Annotated in this window: 15 protein-coding genes; 8 read left to right on the forward strand and 7 right to left on the reverse strand. The window is 39.0% G+C overall.

The window, feature by feature from the left end; translation table 11 throughout:
• Positions 1-135: 135 nt before the first annotated feature.
• The 3 genes from LJD61_RS19480 to LJD61_RS19490 all read left to right on the forward strand — a co-directional run bounded on the left by LJD61_RS19480 (position 136) and on the right by LJD61_RS19490 (position 4,088).
• Positions 136-1,587 carry a spore germination protein gene (locus LJD61_RS19480; protein ID WP_255229260.1) on the forward strand — a complete coding sequence of 484 codons (1,452 nt, stop codon included), beginning with the start codon at positions 136-138 and terminating at the stop codon, positions 1,585-1,587.
• A 14-nt stretch (positions 1,588-1,601) separates the two neighbouring features.
• A complete protein-coding gene (locus tag LJD61_RS19485) occupies positions 1,602-2,786 on the forward strand; it encodes a Ger(x)C family spore germination protein (RefSeq protein WP_255229261.1) in 1,185 nt (394 codons plus the stop codon).
• 213 nt (positions 2,787-2,999) lie between these two features.
• On the forward strand, positions 3,000-4,088 hold the full coding sequence (locus LJD61_RS19490) for a GerAB/ArcD/ProY family transporter (protein ID WP_255229262.1): 1,089 nt from the start codon (positions 3,000-3,002) through the stop codon (positions 4,086-4,088).
• A 33-nt stretch (positions 4,089-4,121) separates the two neighbouring features.
• On the opposite strand, the gene LJD61_RS19495 is transcribed toward LJD61_RS19490, so the two are convergent.
• A complete protein-coding gene (locus tag LJD61_RS19495) occupies positions 4,122-4,841 on the reverse strand; it encodes a permease (RefSeq protein ID WP_255229263.1) in 720 nt (239 codons plus the stop codon).
• Complete coding sequence (locus tag LJD61_RS19500) at positions 4,838-5,320, reverse strand: permease (protein ID WP_255229299.1); 483 nt, start codon at positions 5,318-5,320, stop codon at positions 4,838-4,840. The genes LJD61_RS19495 and LJD61_RS19500 overlap by 4 nt, the downstream gene beginning before the upstream one ends.
• 112 nt (positions 5,321-5,432) lie before the next feature.
• Here LJD61_RS19500 and LJD61_RS19505 point away from each other — a divergent pair, with 112 nt between their 5' ends.
• Positions 5,433-6,107, forward strand: a complete 675-nt coding sequence (locus LJD61_RS19505; RefSeq protein ID WP_255229264.1) for a Crp/Fnr family transcriptional regulator — start codon at positions 5,433-5,435, stop codon at positions 6,105-6,107.
• A 14-nt stretch (positions 6,108-6,121) separates the two neighbouring features.
• On the opposite strand, the gene LJD61_RS19510 is transcribed toward LJD61_RS19505, so the two are convergent.
• The 4 genes from LJD61_RS19510 to LJD61_RS19525 all read right to left on the reverse strand — a co-directional run bounded on the left by LJD61_RS19510 (position 6,122) and on the right by LJD61_RS19525 (position 10,841).
• Positions 6,122-9,367, reverse strand: coding sequence for a DEAD/DEAH box helicase (locus LJD61_RS19510; RefSeq protein WP_255229265.1), 3,246 nt, complete (start codon positions 9,365-9,367; stop codon positions 6,122-6,124).
• Between the two features lie 338 nt (positions 9,368-9,705).
• Positions 9,706-10,056 (reverse strand): GIY-YIG nuclease family protein, encoded by a 351-nt coding sequence (locus tag LJD61_RS19515; RefSeq protein WP_255229266.1) that lies wholly within the window; start codon positions 10,054-10,056, stop codon positions 9,706-9,708.
• Positions 10,056-10,358: a DUF2087 domain-containing protein gene (locus LJD61_RS19520; RefSeq protein WP_255229267.1), complete on the reverse strand. Its 303-nt coding sequence runs from the start codon at positions 10,356-10,358 to the stop codon at positions 10,056-10,058. The genes LJD61_RS19515 and LJD61_RS19520 overlap by 1 nt, the downstream gene beginning before the upstream one ends.
• A gap of 3 nt (positions 10,359-10,361) precedes the next feature.
• Positions 10,362-10,841 (reverse strand): DUF6530 family protein, encoded by a 480-nt coding sequence (locus LJD61_RS19525; protein WP_255229269.1) that lies wholly within the window; start codon positions 10,839-10,841, stop codon positions 10,362-10,364.
• Between the two features lie 238 nt (positions 10,842-11,079).
• Between LJD61_RS19525 and LJD61_RS19530 the strand changes: the two genes are divergently transcribed.
• The 4 genes from LJD61_RS19530 (at position 11,080) to LJD61_RS19545 (ending at position 14,942) form a co-directional block, all read left to right on the forward strand.
• The gene (locus tag LJD61_RS19530; protein ID WP_255229271.1) at positions 11,080-11,730 is read left to right on the forward strand and encodes a hypothetical protein; all 651 of its coding nucleotides are present in this window, start codon (positions 11,080-11,082) and stop codon (positions 11,728-11,730) included.
• Between the two features lie 392 nt (positions 11,731-12,122).
• Entirely contained in the window at positions 12,123-13,187 is a 1,065-nt protein-coding gene (locus LJD61_RS19535) for a sensor histidine kinase (protein WP_255229273.1), read from the forward strand.
• Entirely contained in the window at positions 13,180-13,836 is a 657-nt protein-coding gene (locus LJD61_RS19540) for a response regulator transcription factor (protein ID WP_255229274.1), read from the forward strand. The genes LJD61_RS19535 and LJD61_RS19540 overlap by 8 nt, the downstream gene beginning before the upstream one ends.
• A gap of 95 nt (positions 13,837-13,931) precedes the next feature.
• A complete protein-coding gene (locus LJD61_RS19545) occupies positions 13,932-14,942 on the forward strand; it encodes a hypothetical protein (protein ID WP_255229275.1) in 1,011 nt (336 codons plus the stop codon).
• A gap of 9 nt (positions 14,943-14,951) precedes the next feature.
• Here LJD61_RS19545 and LJD61_RS19550 read toward each other — a convergent pair whose 3' ends face one another.
• Positions 14,952-15,290, reverse strand: coding sequence for an arsenate reductase family protein (locus tag LJD61_RS19550; RefSeq protein ID WP_255229277.1), 339 nt, complete (start codon positions 15,288-15,290; stop codon positions 14,952-14,954).
• Positions 15,291-15,558: the final 268 nt, after the last annotated feature.

Consider the following 15,558-nt stretch of genomic DNA (forward strand, 5'->3'; position numbering starts at 1 on the left):
TTGCATTACATGCATAAAGATATACGCCTTCAGCATATTTATACCTCTTAAGCATTGAATAAATTTCTATATTCATACAAATAATGAATATAGGCTATTCAACGCAGCCTAAAAATTACATATCGAGTGGTAAAGATGGAATTGATATCTGAAAATTTGAAGCTTATCCTTGGAAAAAGCAATGACATTGTTTTTACAGAAATATATATCAACGGAGATGAAAGGATCACAGCAACCTTGTTATTCGTTGACGGACTTATTGACAGGAATGCTGTCAATAACGACATATTAAAGCCTCTCGCAGAAGAATCAAAGCTAAGCAAATCGAAAAATATAAAAGATATCATCGAATTGATCAATCATGGTGCTGTATATTACCATGCACAAAAAATCAGAAATAATTTGGATGATGTAATAAATGATGTGCTTACAGGAAACACTGCTTTGATTTTTGACAAGGAAAAAACAGCTTTAACCTTTGATACCAGGGGCTACGAAAAGAGGAGCATCACTGAGCCCACCAATGAAAGCGTCATAAAGGGTGCAAAAGACTCCTTCATCGAAAATTTAAGGACAAATACCGCAACGGTCAGAAATAAAATACAGACCAAAAACCTGATCATCCGGGAAACGATCATAGGAAAACAGACCTTAACGCCTGTTGCAATGGTCTATATGGACGGCATTACCAATATTGATCTGGTGAATGAGGTTAAGGAGAGATTGGATAAGATCGATATTGAAGGGATAACATCGGTAGGCTTTATTGAAGAATATATTATAGAGCGAAAATATTCTCCTTTTCCGCAGGTGATCAGTACGGAAAGGCCGGATAAATTTTGTGCCAATATACTTGAAGGCCGTATAGGAATCATCATTGGAGGCTATCCTGTCTCTTATATCATACCGGCTACATTGGCACAATTCTTCCAGGCTCCCGAGGACTATGGACAAAATTATATTAACGGTTCTTTTATAAGAATTTTAAGATATGTCCTGCTGTTTATTACACTGCTTTTGCCTGCAATATATATCGTCCTCGTACAATTCAACCAGGGTATGATACCAAGTGAACTGGCTATTTCTATCGCTTCTACAGAGGAAGGTGTCCCATTTCCTTCATTTATACAGGTGATCTTTATGGTTTTAGCCTTTGAGGTGCTCCAAGAAGCTGGAATTCGCCTTCCCAGAATCACCGGGCAGATCGTTCCCATAGTAGGTGCCCTGATCGTCGGAGATGCAGCCGTCAAAGCCAGCATGATTTCTCCCATCGTTGTCATCATAATCGCAGCTACAGCAGTAGCAAGCTACACCATGCCCAATGATGATGTCCGGCTTGCATTAAGAGTATGGCGGCTTTTAGTCATTATACTCAGCAGTATATTGGGTCTGATCGGACTGAGCATTGGAATCATCCTCTTTTTACATCACCTTTGCAGGATTGAAACCTTTGGAATCCCTTACCTGTCTCCCTTTGCCGGGATCGATAGGGAAGAGCTTAAGGATACCTTGATCCGTCTTCCGCTTTCATGGTATAAAAAACGACCTCCTACCCTTAAATCCGCGAACAAAAGAAGACAAAAATGATGGAAGGTGTGCAGATGAAGAGAATACTATTCAGTATTTTGGTCTTGATAATGATTGCTTTTACCGGTTGTGATGACGGTATAACAAATTATAAAAACATCGATGAAATCATCTTCGCCAGGGTACTTGCTATTGATAAAGCAAATACCGACAGCAATGATGTGAGCATTACTGCAGCCTACCAGGTATCGACAAGCGGAGGGTCAGGCGATCCGTCCGCTAAGAAAAAGCAGGCTGATGTCATAACCTCCGAGGGGAAAACATTATTTGACGCGGTCAGGAATTTTAATTCATTCTCGGATAGAAAAATATTTTTGGGACAGGTTGACTTTATCTTGTTCAGTGAAGACATTGCAAAAGATGGATTGCTGAAATACATTGATTTCTTTGCGCGGTATTATGAGGTAAACCTGAATACGGATATTTTTATAGTAAAAAATACTACTGCAAAGGAACTTTTGGATACGGCCGTGAAAAATGAATATTTTGTATCTAAATACTTGAAAAGCCTGCTTGAAAATTCCAGGTATTTATCGATATCCAGCGGAGTTAAATTAAAGGATATCATAAGATCGCTGGATAAGAGCTATATATCCCCGTATCTTCCTTCGCTCAGGATTAAAGAAAGCTTGAATGAAGATGGAGAGAATGATATTGAAATGGATGGATATGCAATTTTTGACGGCGAAAAACTGATCGGATACTTCACTGAAAAAGAAGCAAGAGGCTTTAACTGGATAACAAACAAGGTTATATCCGGGGTGATACTGGTCAAAGGAAAGGACGGAAAAGATATTTCCTTGGAGATCCATTCTTCCAGGACAAAGATCCGCCCCGTGTTTGATAACAATAACCTTGCTGTTACGGTTTCTGTGGATATGTCCAGCAATATAAGCGAGCAGACCTCCTCAGAGGATATATATAACGAGCAAACCCTTGAATACTTAAAGAATCAGCAGGAACAGATCATCAAGCGGGAAATAGAGAAAGCCCTTGCATTGGCAAAAGATAAGCATACAGATGTCTTTGGCATTGGAGACATAATATATCACAAGCATCCAATCAAATGGCAAGGTCTGGAGAATACTTGGATGGAGGCCTTTGCAAACCTGAAAACCGATGTAGAGGTTGCCTCGGATATCAAAAGAACATATATCACTAAACAGCCCACAAGGAGTGAAAACATTAGAAACCGATGATTTTATTAGCTGTATTGATTATTGGGATTAGCTTTATAGAAATAAAAAAGCGTCTTAGAAATTGGAGCAAAAATGAAATGGCAGTTTTTTTTGCTTCGCTATTGGCTGCATTTGCTATGGGGGTTTACTATTTGTCAAACCCTCATAGAAGCAGCTTTACTAAAATACTCTTAAGCATACTCCATATACCACAGTAGAGGGGAATAAAGGCATATGACCACAGATAAGAATAAAATATCCGTAAGGCGGGCCATGCTTTTGTACTTGACGACTACCTTCCCTTTGGCACAAAGACTGATTCCTATCTATTCAGCCCGGAACGGGAAACAGGCAGGATGGCTTTCACCTGTGATCTCTATTGTCTTTTTGCTGCTGCTGGCTCTGATCGTTGACCGTTTATACAAAGCCTTTGACGGTCTTTCCTTCATGGATATTGTCTGCGAGATCACAGGCAAAGCTGTCGGAAAGATTATCTGCGGGATCTGGGGACTATGGATTTTGATAGAGCTTTCAAAATTTGTGCGGTATTTTGCTGAAAGAACAGTCTCAACTATCATGACCGATACAAAGGTCGATATATTGATTGCCATAATATTGGTAACCGTGGCGATAGGATTGTACTCCGGAATAATAGTTTTATGCAGGATGAATGAGATCATATTGCCCATTACCATACTTGCTTTCCTGACGGTTGCATTGATGATCGCCCCTAATGTCAAGACTTTGTATTTAACCCCTATAAGCCGTCTGGATATCATTCCTGCTCTAAAAGCAAGTGTTGGCACCACAGGCATTTGGGCTTATTACCTGGTGATATTCTTTATCAGCGACGGGTTTACCAATAAAAATCACTTAAAATCAGAGAGCATCAAAATAATATTTTTTTTGGCAGTGATAACTCTTATGCTTAATATCATGACCATAGGAGTTTTTGATCACTCTGTTGTAGAGAGGCTGCATTCTCCGTATATGGTAGCCATCAAAGAGATATCGGTCTTTAACACCTTCCAGAAATCCGAGCCTTTTGCAGCGGCCTTGTGGGTCCTGGAGGATTTCCTTTTATTCTCTGTGTTTTCGTATGCCTTTTTAAACATATTAAGATCGTTGTTCGGATTATCGGATATAAATTTTCTGATTGCACCTACGCTGATCTTCGTCTATTTCTTTAGCCTGTTTATTGCCGAAAGCAGGTTTGAGCTGGAGAACTTCTCCAACCTTATAGCCATACCAACGAATATCATACTTTTTATTGTGTTGCCGGCAATTTTGTTCCTGGTGGGAAAAATACGAAGGAAAGTATGAGAAGCCGGCAGAAGGCTTCCTGGCTCTGCTTTTTTATAATGTATAATTTATGGCCTTTCCGGGACAAGCTTCAGCGGCCTTGCTTACCTTTTCAGCTATAGGCCCTGCAATAGCTTCCTTTCTTGCAACAGCTTTTTTGCCCTCCATATAAAATATCTTGGGACATATATTCACACATACACCGCAACCTATGCAATAATCCTGATTTACGCTTACTGCCTGGCCATCAGTTTCCAGTTCCTGAGGCATATCCTCTTTCTTAACGGCCTTAGCTATAAAATATGCCATTATAAATATGGATATAGTGGTCAATACCCATCTCATAGCCATAAATTTGGGTCCCAAGAATTTTGCCTCATTGGCAAGCATAGGCACCTTAATTACCGCCCATGTGCTGAGGACAATTACGATATTGGCTATGCCTGCACCTTTTTTCAGCAGCATCCTGCACACGGGAAAAGCCGCATAAATAGGCCCCGCTGAAAAGCTGCCCAATAAAAATGCAAATATATTGCCCTTAAAGCCAGATTTTTCTCCAAAGCTGTTGATTATTACCTCTTTAGGCACCCAGGCTTCTGCAAGGGAAGTAAGAATAAATATTACAGGCATTATCATAAGCATTTCGAAAACATAATACATACTGTTGTTTACAGCTGCAAGAGCTTTGTCAGGCATTGTTGCAAACAATATCCCGTAAGCCAAAATCACTGCAGATAAAAGCTTATTCTTTTTAACTTTTTCAAATATCTTCATGCTATAACCCCCATAATAAATGCAATAATTAATGCGAATACAAAGCTCAGTGAGTTCCTCCATAATGCAAATTTAAGACCCAGTTCCTTCTTTTCCAATGGAAAAGTCACAAAGCCTACCATGGTAAGGGTTGTCAAGAATGCTACGGCAGGTACTATGCTGGCGCCAACTTTGACCAATGAGCCCACTAATGGAAAAGCAATGAATGCCGGTATTAAAGTGACGCTGCCTGCAAGAGCTGATATGACTGTGGCAAGAAATACATTGGATTTGCCCAAAAAGGTTCTTATAGTCTCCGGTGGTATAAAGGTTAGTATCAAGCCTATGAGAAACAATATTCCCATAAGGTCTCCCAAGAGCCCTCCCATCATGCCCTTTGCTATTTTGGTGGAATTCAGGGTTTTCTTTTTGTCCTTAAACAAAAAGAATAAAAATAGGCCTGCCGTAATGAGCCATAATGATAAAGTAAATATGTCCAGCTTAGGTAATTTCATTGGTCAACCTCCTATTTTGATAATATGTTTAATGTTATAATAAAAATGAAATATACACAGTTACCAAGGTAACTGGCTGTTGTAAATAGGAGATAGTATGAGTATTAAGGAGCTTTCAGAACTTATTAAGCTAAATCCGTTATTCCGAAATATAACACCTGAAGAGATAGAGCAGCTTTTTTCCAGCGACAATTATAGAATTGATAAATACACCAAGGATTCCATTATATATTTTCAAAATGAAAAATGCAGCTCCTTGGACATGCTGCTTTCCGGCACTGTCGTAGTTCAAAGCATCAATAAGGATGGAAATGTTCTTACAATATCTGAATTCGCAAAGGGTGATATTATAGGCCTTAATCTCTTATTTTCCCAAAAATGTAATTATCCTATGACCATAATTTCAAAATCAGATTCTATAATCCTCCATATGAAAAAAGAGATAATCATCGAGTTATCCATGAGAAAAAAAGATTTTTTGCTGATGGTGCTTCAATATTTATCAGACAGATCGGTTTTGCTGACAGATAAAATTAAGCTTATATCCGGCAAAAGTATAAGACAGTTGATATTGGACTTTTTAACTTATGAATACCACATTCAAGGAAACAGCAAGATAAAACTGATTAAAACAAAGAAAGAGCTGGCAGAAAAATTTGGAATACAAAGAACCTCCCTCTCCCGAGAATTGCAAAAAATGAGAGAGGAAGGCATGATTGACTATGACAGGGATCATATATTTATAAAGGATGTTGCTATTCTGAGCAAATAGATAATAAGTTTTTATCACTGGAACAATCCTATTATCTCCTGAGGTGTCATTTTTGCCAGCATGGTTTCGCCGGGCTGTATTACCGCTTCGATCATCTCTTTCTTTTTCTGCTGCAGTTCAAATACCTTCTCCTCTATAGTGCCTCGAGTTATAAGCTTAACCACATAAACAACATTTTTTTGTCCTATTCTGTAGGCCCGGTCTGAAGCTTGATCTTCCACTGCCGGATTCCACCAGGGGTCAAAATGGATTACCATATCTGCTCCTGTAAGATTGAGTCCTGTGCCTCCGGCCTTCAGGGAGATGAGAAAAACCTTTCCTATCCCATTATTAAACGACTGGACCATTTCTCCGCGAAGCTCCGATTTTGTACTTCCATCTAAATAAAAATACTCTATTTTTTGCTTTTCCAAATGCTTTCTGATGATTGAAAGCATGGAGGTAAATTGAGAGAACAACAAAATTCTGTGGCCGCTTGCCAAAGCTTCTTCTAACAGTTCTTCCAGCAATAGCATTTTACCGCTGCCTCCGGTGTAATTATCGATGAACAGCCCCGGATGGCAGCAAATCTGTCTGAGCCTGGTGAGCACTGCCAATATTTTTATCTGGCTTCTCTCCAAGCCTTTATCTTCAATTTCTTTGGATACCTCGCCTTTAGCTTGCTCCAAATATGCCATATATATTTTCTTTTGTTCATCTGTAAGCTCAGAAACCATCTTGCTTTCAATCTTTTCGGGCAATTCCTTCAGCACTTCCTTCTTCATTCTTCTCAGAACGAAGGGCTTTATTTGCTTGCCCAATTCCCGCAATGCCTTTTCGTCTTTTTCCCGAATAATCGGCTTCTCATATTTCTTTACAAACTTACCGTGGGATAATAAATATCCGGGAAGTATAAAATCAAATATTGACCATAATTCAGTCAATGAATTTTCAATAGGAGTACCGGTTAGGGCAAAGAAGCCTTTTGCCTTTAGTATTTTTACTGATTTGGCATTTATGGAATCCGGATTTTTAATATGCTGGGCTTCATCCAAAAAGCAATAGGAGAATTTCATTCCCCTATACAAATCAATATCCCTGCGGATCAATGGATAAGATGTAACTACCATATCAGCACCAGTGACATCTTTTAATAATTCCTGCCTGTCTTTAGGCAAGCCGGCTACTACCATTACGTTCATATCAGGCACAAACTTCCTAGCTTCTGCTTGCCAATTATAGATCAAAGATGTCGGAGCCACTACCAATACAGGCTCTACGCCTTTTTCTTTTTCTGATACTATAAATGCCAAGGCCTCCAGAGTTTTTCCCAAACCCATGTCATCTGCCAGGATACCGCCCAGGCCATAAGCTGCAAGAGTTTTCAGCCACTTAAAGCCTACCTTTTGGTAATCTCTGAGGATGTTTCCCAGATCTCCGGGAATTTCAAAATCCATATCCTTAGGCTCCTGAATATTTTGCACCATTTGCTTGAAGGCAATATTTCTTTCTATGTTTACCAGGTTGGACTCACGGAGCTTTTTATCTAGATATAGAGCTCTATACTTCGGAAGCTCCAGAGTTTCACCCTTCAGATCATTCCCTGATATATGGAGGTGCTCTAAAAGCTCCGATACTTCTATGATCTCCGATGCCTCAAGAGGCATAAAGGAGCCGTCTTTCAATCGATGATACTTCTTTTTTTCTCTTATGGAATTGAATATGCTTTGCAGTTCATCTCTGTCTACGCCTTCAAAGGTAAAGGAAAACTGCAGCAAGTCCGACCCTTCATTCAGTCTTACTCTCCCCGAGAAGGAGCGCGGGTCCTTTATGGTCATCCTTTTGAAAGCATCTGAATAATAAACCTTCGATAGTTTTTGCAATTGGGGCAATATCTCATTGAGAAAAATAAATATCTTATCTTCCTCTTCTAAATAAACTTTATCTTTAAGTATTTTAAATTCTGCTTTTTCCAACAACCCGATTATGTTTCTTTCTTTCTCCGCATCCCGTATGAGTATTCTGCCATTTGGCGAATCATCGGATTTTGCAAGGAAAGGATCAACAACTTCCTCTCCGTAGCAAAACTCTATCCTGGCTGAAATTCCAGAGTCCAGCTTATCAAAATATACCCTTGAATTTAACTCCTGCTGATAAAAGCTCCGCTCCAGATTTGGATCTATATATACTTCTCCGGCTTTTTTTATGTAAGGCAATATCTCCGATACAAATCTTTCCTTGTCATGAGAAGAAAAAACCATCTCCTGGTTGTGTTTAGCTACCATGGAGTTAAAAAAGGGGACAAAAGCCTGTTTTTGCTTATGCGAGGGCTTATAGATCTTTCCTTCACAAAGAAAATATTCTCCCCCTTTAGTCAATGGATATAAGGAGTCGTCAATGCTCAAATTCAACACCATATTTTCATTTTTGTTATATAGCCTGAACTTAAGCGGAATATCCTCTTCCCATACTTTCATATCGGTCATATCGCTGTCAAAGAACTTAAAATCAAAAGGCTTATCCTTTAATATTTCGAAAAGCCTCATCAATATCGTATCAGATATGTAAAGCTTCCTGCCCTTAAAAGCACTTGGATTGCCATATCCGTAGGAGCTCATTGCCATAATAACCTGTTCATTATCATATTGTTCTTTTATCAGCTTGATGATCTGCTGATCCGCTTCAGAAAAACCATGTTCATCAGGATCAAAGGTAAAGCTTTTGCCATATTGGATCAGCTTTCTTTCATTCAGATCCTTGATAAAATCTTTGAGGCTTTTTACCACATATAATCTTTCTTCCCCTATTCGGAGTTCTATAGAAAAATTATTCCTCCTATAGCCCCCTTCCATCTCCAAAAGCAGCTTCAGTTTTATCTCTTTTAAAGCCGGTTTAACCTGCAAGGCATCAAAAAAATTGAATATCTCTTTGTTTGGATTGATTTGCAAGGGCTTTTTGTCAGATTTGATCATGTCTCCTTTTTTGCCGAAGAATCCTTGGGCAGCCTTAAGCACTGCAACAATATGCTTGCAGATTCCATCATACTCATAATAGGCAGGGCATTCACACTCATAGTCTGCCACGGTGCTATCCTGATAAAGCTCAATTTTTACTCTGTATTTTTTGCTTCCTATTACATCAGCCACGATAGTCAGGCTGTCTTCGTCAAAAGAGAAATTTCTGACCCTATTGCTGCTATAATAAGCTAAACCTCTTGCATAAGTGGCTGTATTGACTGTATTTTCTAATATATCGCTATCTGATATTGAGAATTTGAACATATAGACTCCTTCTAACAATCATATGCCAAGCATGTCAATCAGTATATACCAGGCTTAAACCCCAGCTATCTTTTCTATCTTAATAAGCTTGACTCATTTCATTATAGCCATTTTTGTGGGTTTATCCAATATGTCGAATATAAATTTTCTGATTGCACCTACGCTGATCTTCGTCTATTTCTTTAGTTTGTTTATTGCCGAAAACAGGTTTGAACCGGAGAGCTTCTCCAACCTCATAGCAATACCGACAAATATCATCCTTTTCATTGTATTACCGGCAATCTTGTTCTTGGTGGGGAAAATACAAAGGAAAGTATGAGAAGCCGGCAGAAAGCTTTCTATTTTTTATAGCACTCTAAGCCTTCTTGGGCCAGCTTTTCTTCCCAGATCATCTGCAGAAGAGCCAGATCATCCTTATAATCGGTTTTGGTTTCGTCCTTATCATGCTCAAGCTTTTCAAGTATCTCAATCACAAAATTATCTTCGCCAAACTCATTCCATTCCTTTTGCAGCTCCCTATAGGGGTGCATCCCTGATCCTAGACGGACTTTAGCACCGTTTATAACCCCTTTCAGATCATGGGTTGCTTGAATATAGCACTTGTTATTTTCTTTACATCGAATCATAAATATGCCCATATCGGGCTTCATATTCTTATACCATTCCTTAAGCTCTTTTTTTCTATCCATCAGCTGTCTCCTTCTTTTTCATCCTCTTTTGCGGTCACCCAATACTCAGCTCCATTGGCAGTCCTTCCTAGAAATTTGTAATCTATGAGAGACCTTCTCAATATGAAATAATCTCCGAAGGTATGCCACGAATTGATGATCCCGTTGACCTCTTTTTCATTATAGATTCTGTCTTTTTCAAATTTGCCTGCCAGATATGCCAGGACGGCTGTCTTAGCCCTGCTGGATGCAGGCCATTGTTTTATCTTGCCGTCCTCATCTAGGAAAGCAGACATATTTACTTCTTTCCTGGTTTTGCTCATATATCAGTACCCCATTTCTTTCAGTATTCTTGATAATGTGCGCAATCTTTCACCGATCAGCTCATCATCGCTTTCAAGAGCCCGTCTGAAAAGCTTTATATCTTCATCAATCTTTTCATTGTCGGTGCACACGGCCACAGTCATGGCATCCCCCTGGAGGCCGACCCTGTCGATCACAGGGTTTTCCGTGTCGTAGAGCTTCTCATACCGGTAGGCCTCATTAAAATGGAGCTTTGCCCTGCAAACAAGTATCGCCAGATCAAGCACTCTATGCAGCGGCAATTCTTCAGACTGTCTCGACCATTTTTCTCCAGTGTACCTCCAAACCTTGGCCGAAATATCCACCTTGCCCCGGTCATTCCACTGAGCTAATCCCAGGGAAAGGCCTTTGGCATCTGTATTATAGGCGTATCTGCCGTCAACATTCTCATAGTTTTCAGATACTATAACCGGTTTATGCTTTAAAGTAGTTGGTATCTTCATAAATTTAACCTCCAATAGATATACTACAATTAGTAGTTTACTAAATTACTAATTGTAGTATATTACTAATTTTATTTTATGTCAACATTGAACGAGACTTCATCTGTACTTTCATCTTATCCTCAATATATTACCTCTTGTCCTGGGACTATTTACTTTTTCGCTCTCTTCATATAGTATAGGCTTGAAATAGTGTATCGCTTACAGTGCCAAAGCTTTCCATGATGGGGGATTTTTTATGAAAAGAAAAGTTATTTGCCTGATTCTTTTTACAATTTTTTTATTCATTGCGTGCAGCAATACAGAATCTGAAGAAAATAAAATCATAAATACAATCAAAGAATTTGAACAAGCAGAATATGGATTTTATACACTGGCCATTAATTTTAAGACCTACGAAAAAAGAATAGCGCCTCTTGTTCACCCGGACTCAGGATATCTAGACAGCCAAAAGAAAAAAGATAAATTTTATATATATTCAAATGGCATACGCACGCTTGCAAATTATGTCTCCATGGAAGAAGTTTTAGATGCGGACGAAGGCAAGCTTATGGAGCTAAAAGATAAGTTTGATAAGCTGGTCAAAGAGGCAGGGTATCCGTCGGCAGAAATCGAGCCCCTGTACGCATCCAATGTTTATACGAGCAAGGATGGAAGCTCTAAATATGTTTATACAAAGCAAACAGTAGATTGGGGTTTAGATATGCCCTTGGAGAAATACAAAAAGTTTATTTTAAAGGAAGAAGACAATCTATGGAAGATAAATATTATAATCGAAGATGTTATTTCCACAGATCCTGAAAGCAAACATAGAAAGTTAAGGGAAAAAGTCTTTACGGTTCATGAAGGCGAAAAGATAGAGTTTCTAAATAATATAGATATTTTTTAATAGGATGGCACAGATACCTTAAGCTGGTTTCTGTGCTTTTTTTATAGTGTTATAATGAGTATATATGTAAAGGCTCAAGAAGTTGATAGATAAGTTGCAATAAATGCATTTGTAGTTTTAAAAAGGCATATGCCGTCATTCTGAGCGTATGCGAAGAATCTTAACCAGATTCTTCACTCCACTTTGTTTCGTTCAGAATTACTACGCGTTATCCGCACCACGATAAACGAAAACATATCTGGTCATTCTGAGAGCACAGCTCGAAGAATCTCAAATTAGATCCTTCGGGCGCAGCCCTCAGGATGACAAGAAAGCCGGTCTTTCATAACAATGACAGTTTTGTAAAATATTTACCGCAACTTATATATATAAAATTCCGGCAGGTGAAAAAGGTGAATTTCAAAAAAAGCTTATATTTAACCAAGTCCATTGCGGTGGTACTGCTTTTTGCCATGGCATATATCAAGGAACATGCAGATGGTGCCAGGGCCATAGCTTTTATAGGTTTATTCATTTCGCTTTTAGCAGGACAATATATCAGAAGCAAAATGCTTATTAAAGGCAAAACTTATTTCTCTTCCTTTTTGGCAGAAGCATTTCTCATATTTGCTCTTGAAAGCTTATCAAAATATGTCATAAACAACTACCTGCATATCTTCTATATCTTCCTGATATTAGAAGCAGGCCTGGTGTTGGATAGAAAGAAGGCCCTTTGGATAAATGCTTTTATCGCCGGAATTTCCCTTATAAAATATTTTTATAAATTTGACAACGAATTCTTATTTCAGCTATTGATATTGAGCTTTATCATAACCATCCTCAATTATGCATCGGCCCAGAAGGAGTCCGCCGTAAAAATCGAAGAGCTTTCAAAGGCAAATGAACGGCTGAGGATAGGCAGGGAAATCCACGACTCCCTGGGGCATACCCTTACAGGCCTTATTATGCAGCTGGAAATGGCATATCATGTCTTTGATACCGATAAAGACAAAAGCTCTGGATTGCTGCGGGATTCTATAGGCAGCAGCAGAGAAGCATTGCGGCAGGCCAGACAAGCCGTTGAAAAGCTCAGGAATGACAAGTACGATATAATAGAAATGATCAAGCGATTTCAAGAACAAACGGCAGCAGTTATCGTCTTTAATGATCATGCAGACACTCCATTCTTTAAGGAGCAGTATAAAAGCCTTATATTCAGGCTTATTCAAGAGGCTTTGACCAATTCCATAAAGCACGGCAGAGCAAAAAATATATCAATAAACATTAATCGGGAGAAAGATCATATAAAGATTATGATAGAGGATGACGGATCGGGTGCTGAAAAAGTCATTGAAGGCTATGGGCTTAAAGGCATGAGTGAAAGGCTCGATGAAATGAACGGATGTTTTGATTATGGCAGCAGAAATAAAGGTTTTTTCATAAAAGCCTTGATACCGGCAGGTGATATATATGAATAAAATCAAAGTATTGTTAGCGGATGATCAGGAAATATTTCTGGAGGGCCTGAGGATGTTTCTTGGCATCGATGACAGAATAGAGGTGGCGGGCTCTGCAAAGAACGGCAAAAGAGCTTATGAAATGTGCAAATGGCTCATGCCTGATGTAGTGCTTATGGATATCAAGATGCCTGAAATGGACGGAGTAGAGGCCGCAAGGCTTATAAAGAGGGACTTTCCCCATATAAGGGTATTGATATTGACGACCTTCAATGATGACGAATACATATTTGAAGCTCTGCGGTATGGAGCCGACGGCTACATATTAAAGGATGCAGTTCCTAGCTCCATCATCGAGGCTATAATAACCTTGCATAATGGCGGTGTCCTCATGGAGCCCACCATAGCCGCAAAGGTAGCAAAAAAATTTGCTGATATGGCCAATGCTGGGACCGGCGTTGACAATTGCGGACAAATAAATCTATTGACCGGCAGAGAAAAGGAAATTGTGGTTCTGGTTTCCCGGGGCAAATCCAATCAGGAAATAGCCGATGAACTGTTTTTGTCTTTGGGAACCGTAAAGAATCATCTTTCCAACATATTGAGCAAGCTTGGTCTAAGGGATAGGACTCAGCTTGCAATATTCGGAATAAAAAATAATATGACTTAAGTAACGGTTAAAGTATAAAAGATATATCTTTATGCATAGGATAAACGCTCTGCAATCAACTATGATGTTATTAGAAAGTGCATGGAGGTGTTTTGATGAAAAAGTTAAGGATCGTATTGCCATTATTTTTACTCGCCGTGCTGTTATTCGGTCTTGCAGCGTGTACAGGAGATGTTTTTGCAATATATGAGCAGGCAGAAGAAAAAACAAGTTCAATAAAAACCGGCAAGCAAAAAGTTTGTTTGACCTTCAGCAATGAAGCGGATATGGTCGAGCTGGGATCGATATTAAAAAATGGGAAAAATCGCAGTCCGGAAGCGGCGATACTATATGAAACCCTAAATAAATTTAAGGATTTTAGGATTGAATTTACAAAGCAGTATGATGTAACGCAGGATAAATATATAAGCGACGGCTATATCAGATTCAATATATATAATCTGGAGGGCAAGTTGTACAAGGATAAGGACAGCTATATCATTGAAAAGCTTCAAATCCCTAAATATGTACGCTTTACATCCCATGAATTCGTGAAGGAATTTTTTAAGCAATACGGCTTTGAAGGGCAAAATCTTTCTTTTAATAATGATATAACTGCTGTGCTTGCTGATATTGCAGACGAGCATATCACGAGAGACAGCATGATGAGCAACGGAAGAAAAATCCTCAACACACCGGAAGGAGGTATCAAGGTCAAAGAGTTAAGGATCACCCTGGAGGGCGAGAGATTAAAAACCTTGAAAAATGAACTTCTGCATGCTCTAAGCCAAAACACCCTGGTTTTCAGCGAGCTGGATTCTGATAAAATTGCCGATAGAAGAATCAAGGAGATGCTCACCGCCGGTATAAGACCATTAGAGCCCTTGTCCATGGAATACACTGTCTTTATTGATGCCAATGGCTATATAATGGAAAAGAACATCAATCTGAAAAGCAAGCTTTATTATCCTGAAATTGATATGGAGGTTACCAAGACATGGAACTATAACAGTCAATACTGGGATCTGGATAAGGAACAGGACATACAGCCTCCAAAGGGCATAGATGCCGAAGGCTCAATAGATGTTAAAACTTTTCTGGAGCTGATCAATAATATAAGGCTATGATTTAAATGATCACTCCCATGTTTGCCATACTTCCGGCTTATAGCCTACTGTTGCCTGCTTTCCGTTTCTTACTATAGGGGTATTGTAGAGTTCAGGATTGTTCAGAAGTATTTCTTCCCTGATGCCCCTGTTGGTAATCTTGTGCAAATTGAGCTTTTCATAGTTTTTTGACTTTGTATTGAACAAATCATTGAAGGGAACAGCTGAAGCTACGCTCTCAAGCTCTCTTTTGCTCAAGCCTTTAAGCTTTAAGTCGATAAATTGGAATTTAATATTCCTCTCCTTGAAATATCTTTGTGCTTTTTTTGTATCAAAGCACTTATCTATTCCGAATATTTGTATGTTCATCTTTCTCATCCTTTTTTAAAAAGTTTTGCCAATCATAAGTTTGATTCTACTGCAATAACTCATTTTAGCGCTTCTGTTGTGCTAACTGATAACGATTACAGAGCTCCGAGACTAAGACTTTGTAAGCTTGCATAGGGTTGCGTCAAAACTCGCTTCGGCTCAAACAGTTGACGCAACTTTTCCTATGCTTCGCTAATAAACTCTAAGTCCCTTCACGATGCACTCTTTTATCAGTTAGGACAACTAAGGTGAATTGCTCCGCAGGAAC

The organism is Lutispora saccharofermentans (assembly GCF_024363565.1).
Lineage (GTDB): Bacteria > Bacillota > Clostridia > Lutisporales > Lutisporaceae > Lutispora > Lutispora saccharofermentans.

What these genes read in the sequence shown, in the direction of transcription:
- LJD61_RS19480 (WP_255229260.1), top strand. Translation starts at nt 136, where the DNA reads ATGGAATTGATATCTGAAAATTTGAAGCTTATCCTTGGAAAAAGCAAT.
- LJD61_RS19485 (WP_255229261.1), top strand. Translation starts at nt 1,602, where the DNA reads ATGAAGAGAATACTATTCAGTATTTTGGTCTTGATAATGATTGCTTTT.
- LJD61_RS19490 (WP_255229262.1), top strand. Translation starts at nt 3,000, where the DNA reads ATGACCACAGATAAGAATAAAATATCCGTAAGGCGGGCCATGCTTTTG.
- LJD61_RS19495 (WP_255229263.1), bottom strand. Translation starts at nt 4,841, where the DNA reads ATGAAGATATTTGAAAAAGTTAAAAAGAATAAGCTTTTATCTGCAGTG.
- LJD61_RS19505 (WP_255229264.1), top strand. Translation starts at nt 5,433, where the DNA reads ATGAGTATTAAGGAGCTTTCAGAACTTATTAAGCTAAATCCGTTATTC.
- LJD61_RS19510 (WP_255229265.1), bottom strand. Translation starts at nt 9,367, where the DNA reads ATGTTCAAATTCTCAATATCAGATAGCGATATATTAGAAAATACAGTC.
- LJD61_RS19515 (WP_255229266.1), bottom strand. Translation starts at nt 10,056, where the DNA reads ATGGATAGAAAAAAAGAGCTTAAGGAATGGTATAAGAATATGAAGCCC.
- LJD61_RS19520 (WP_255229267.1), bottom strand. Translation starts at nt 10,358, where the DNA reads ATGAGCAAAACCAGGAAAGAAGTAAATATGTCTGCTTTCCTAGATGAG.
- LJD61_RS19525 (WP_255229269.1), bottom strand. Translation starts at nt 10,841, where the DNA reads ATGAAGATACCAACTACTTTAAAGCATAAACCGGTTATAGTATCTGAA.
- LJD61_RS19530 (WP_255229271.1), top strand. Translation starts at nt 11,080, where the DNA reads ATGAAAAGAAAAGTTATTTGCCTGATTCTTTTTACAATTTTTTTATTC.
- LJD61_RS19540 (WP_255229274.1), top strand. Translation starts at nt 13,180, where the DNA reads ATGAATAAAATCAAAGTATTGTTAGCGGATGATCAGGAAATATTTCTG.
- LJD61_RS19545 (WP_255229275.1), top strand. Translation starts at nt 13,932, where the DNA reads ATGAAAAAGTTAAGGATCGTATTGCCATTATTTTTACTCGCCGTGCTG.
- LJD61_RS19550 (WP_255229277.1), bottom strand. Translation starts at nt 15,290, where the DNA reads ATGAACATACAAATATTCGGAATAGATAAGTGCTTTGATACAAAAAAA.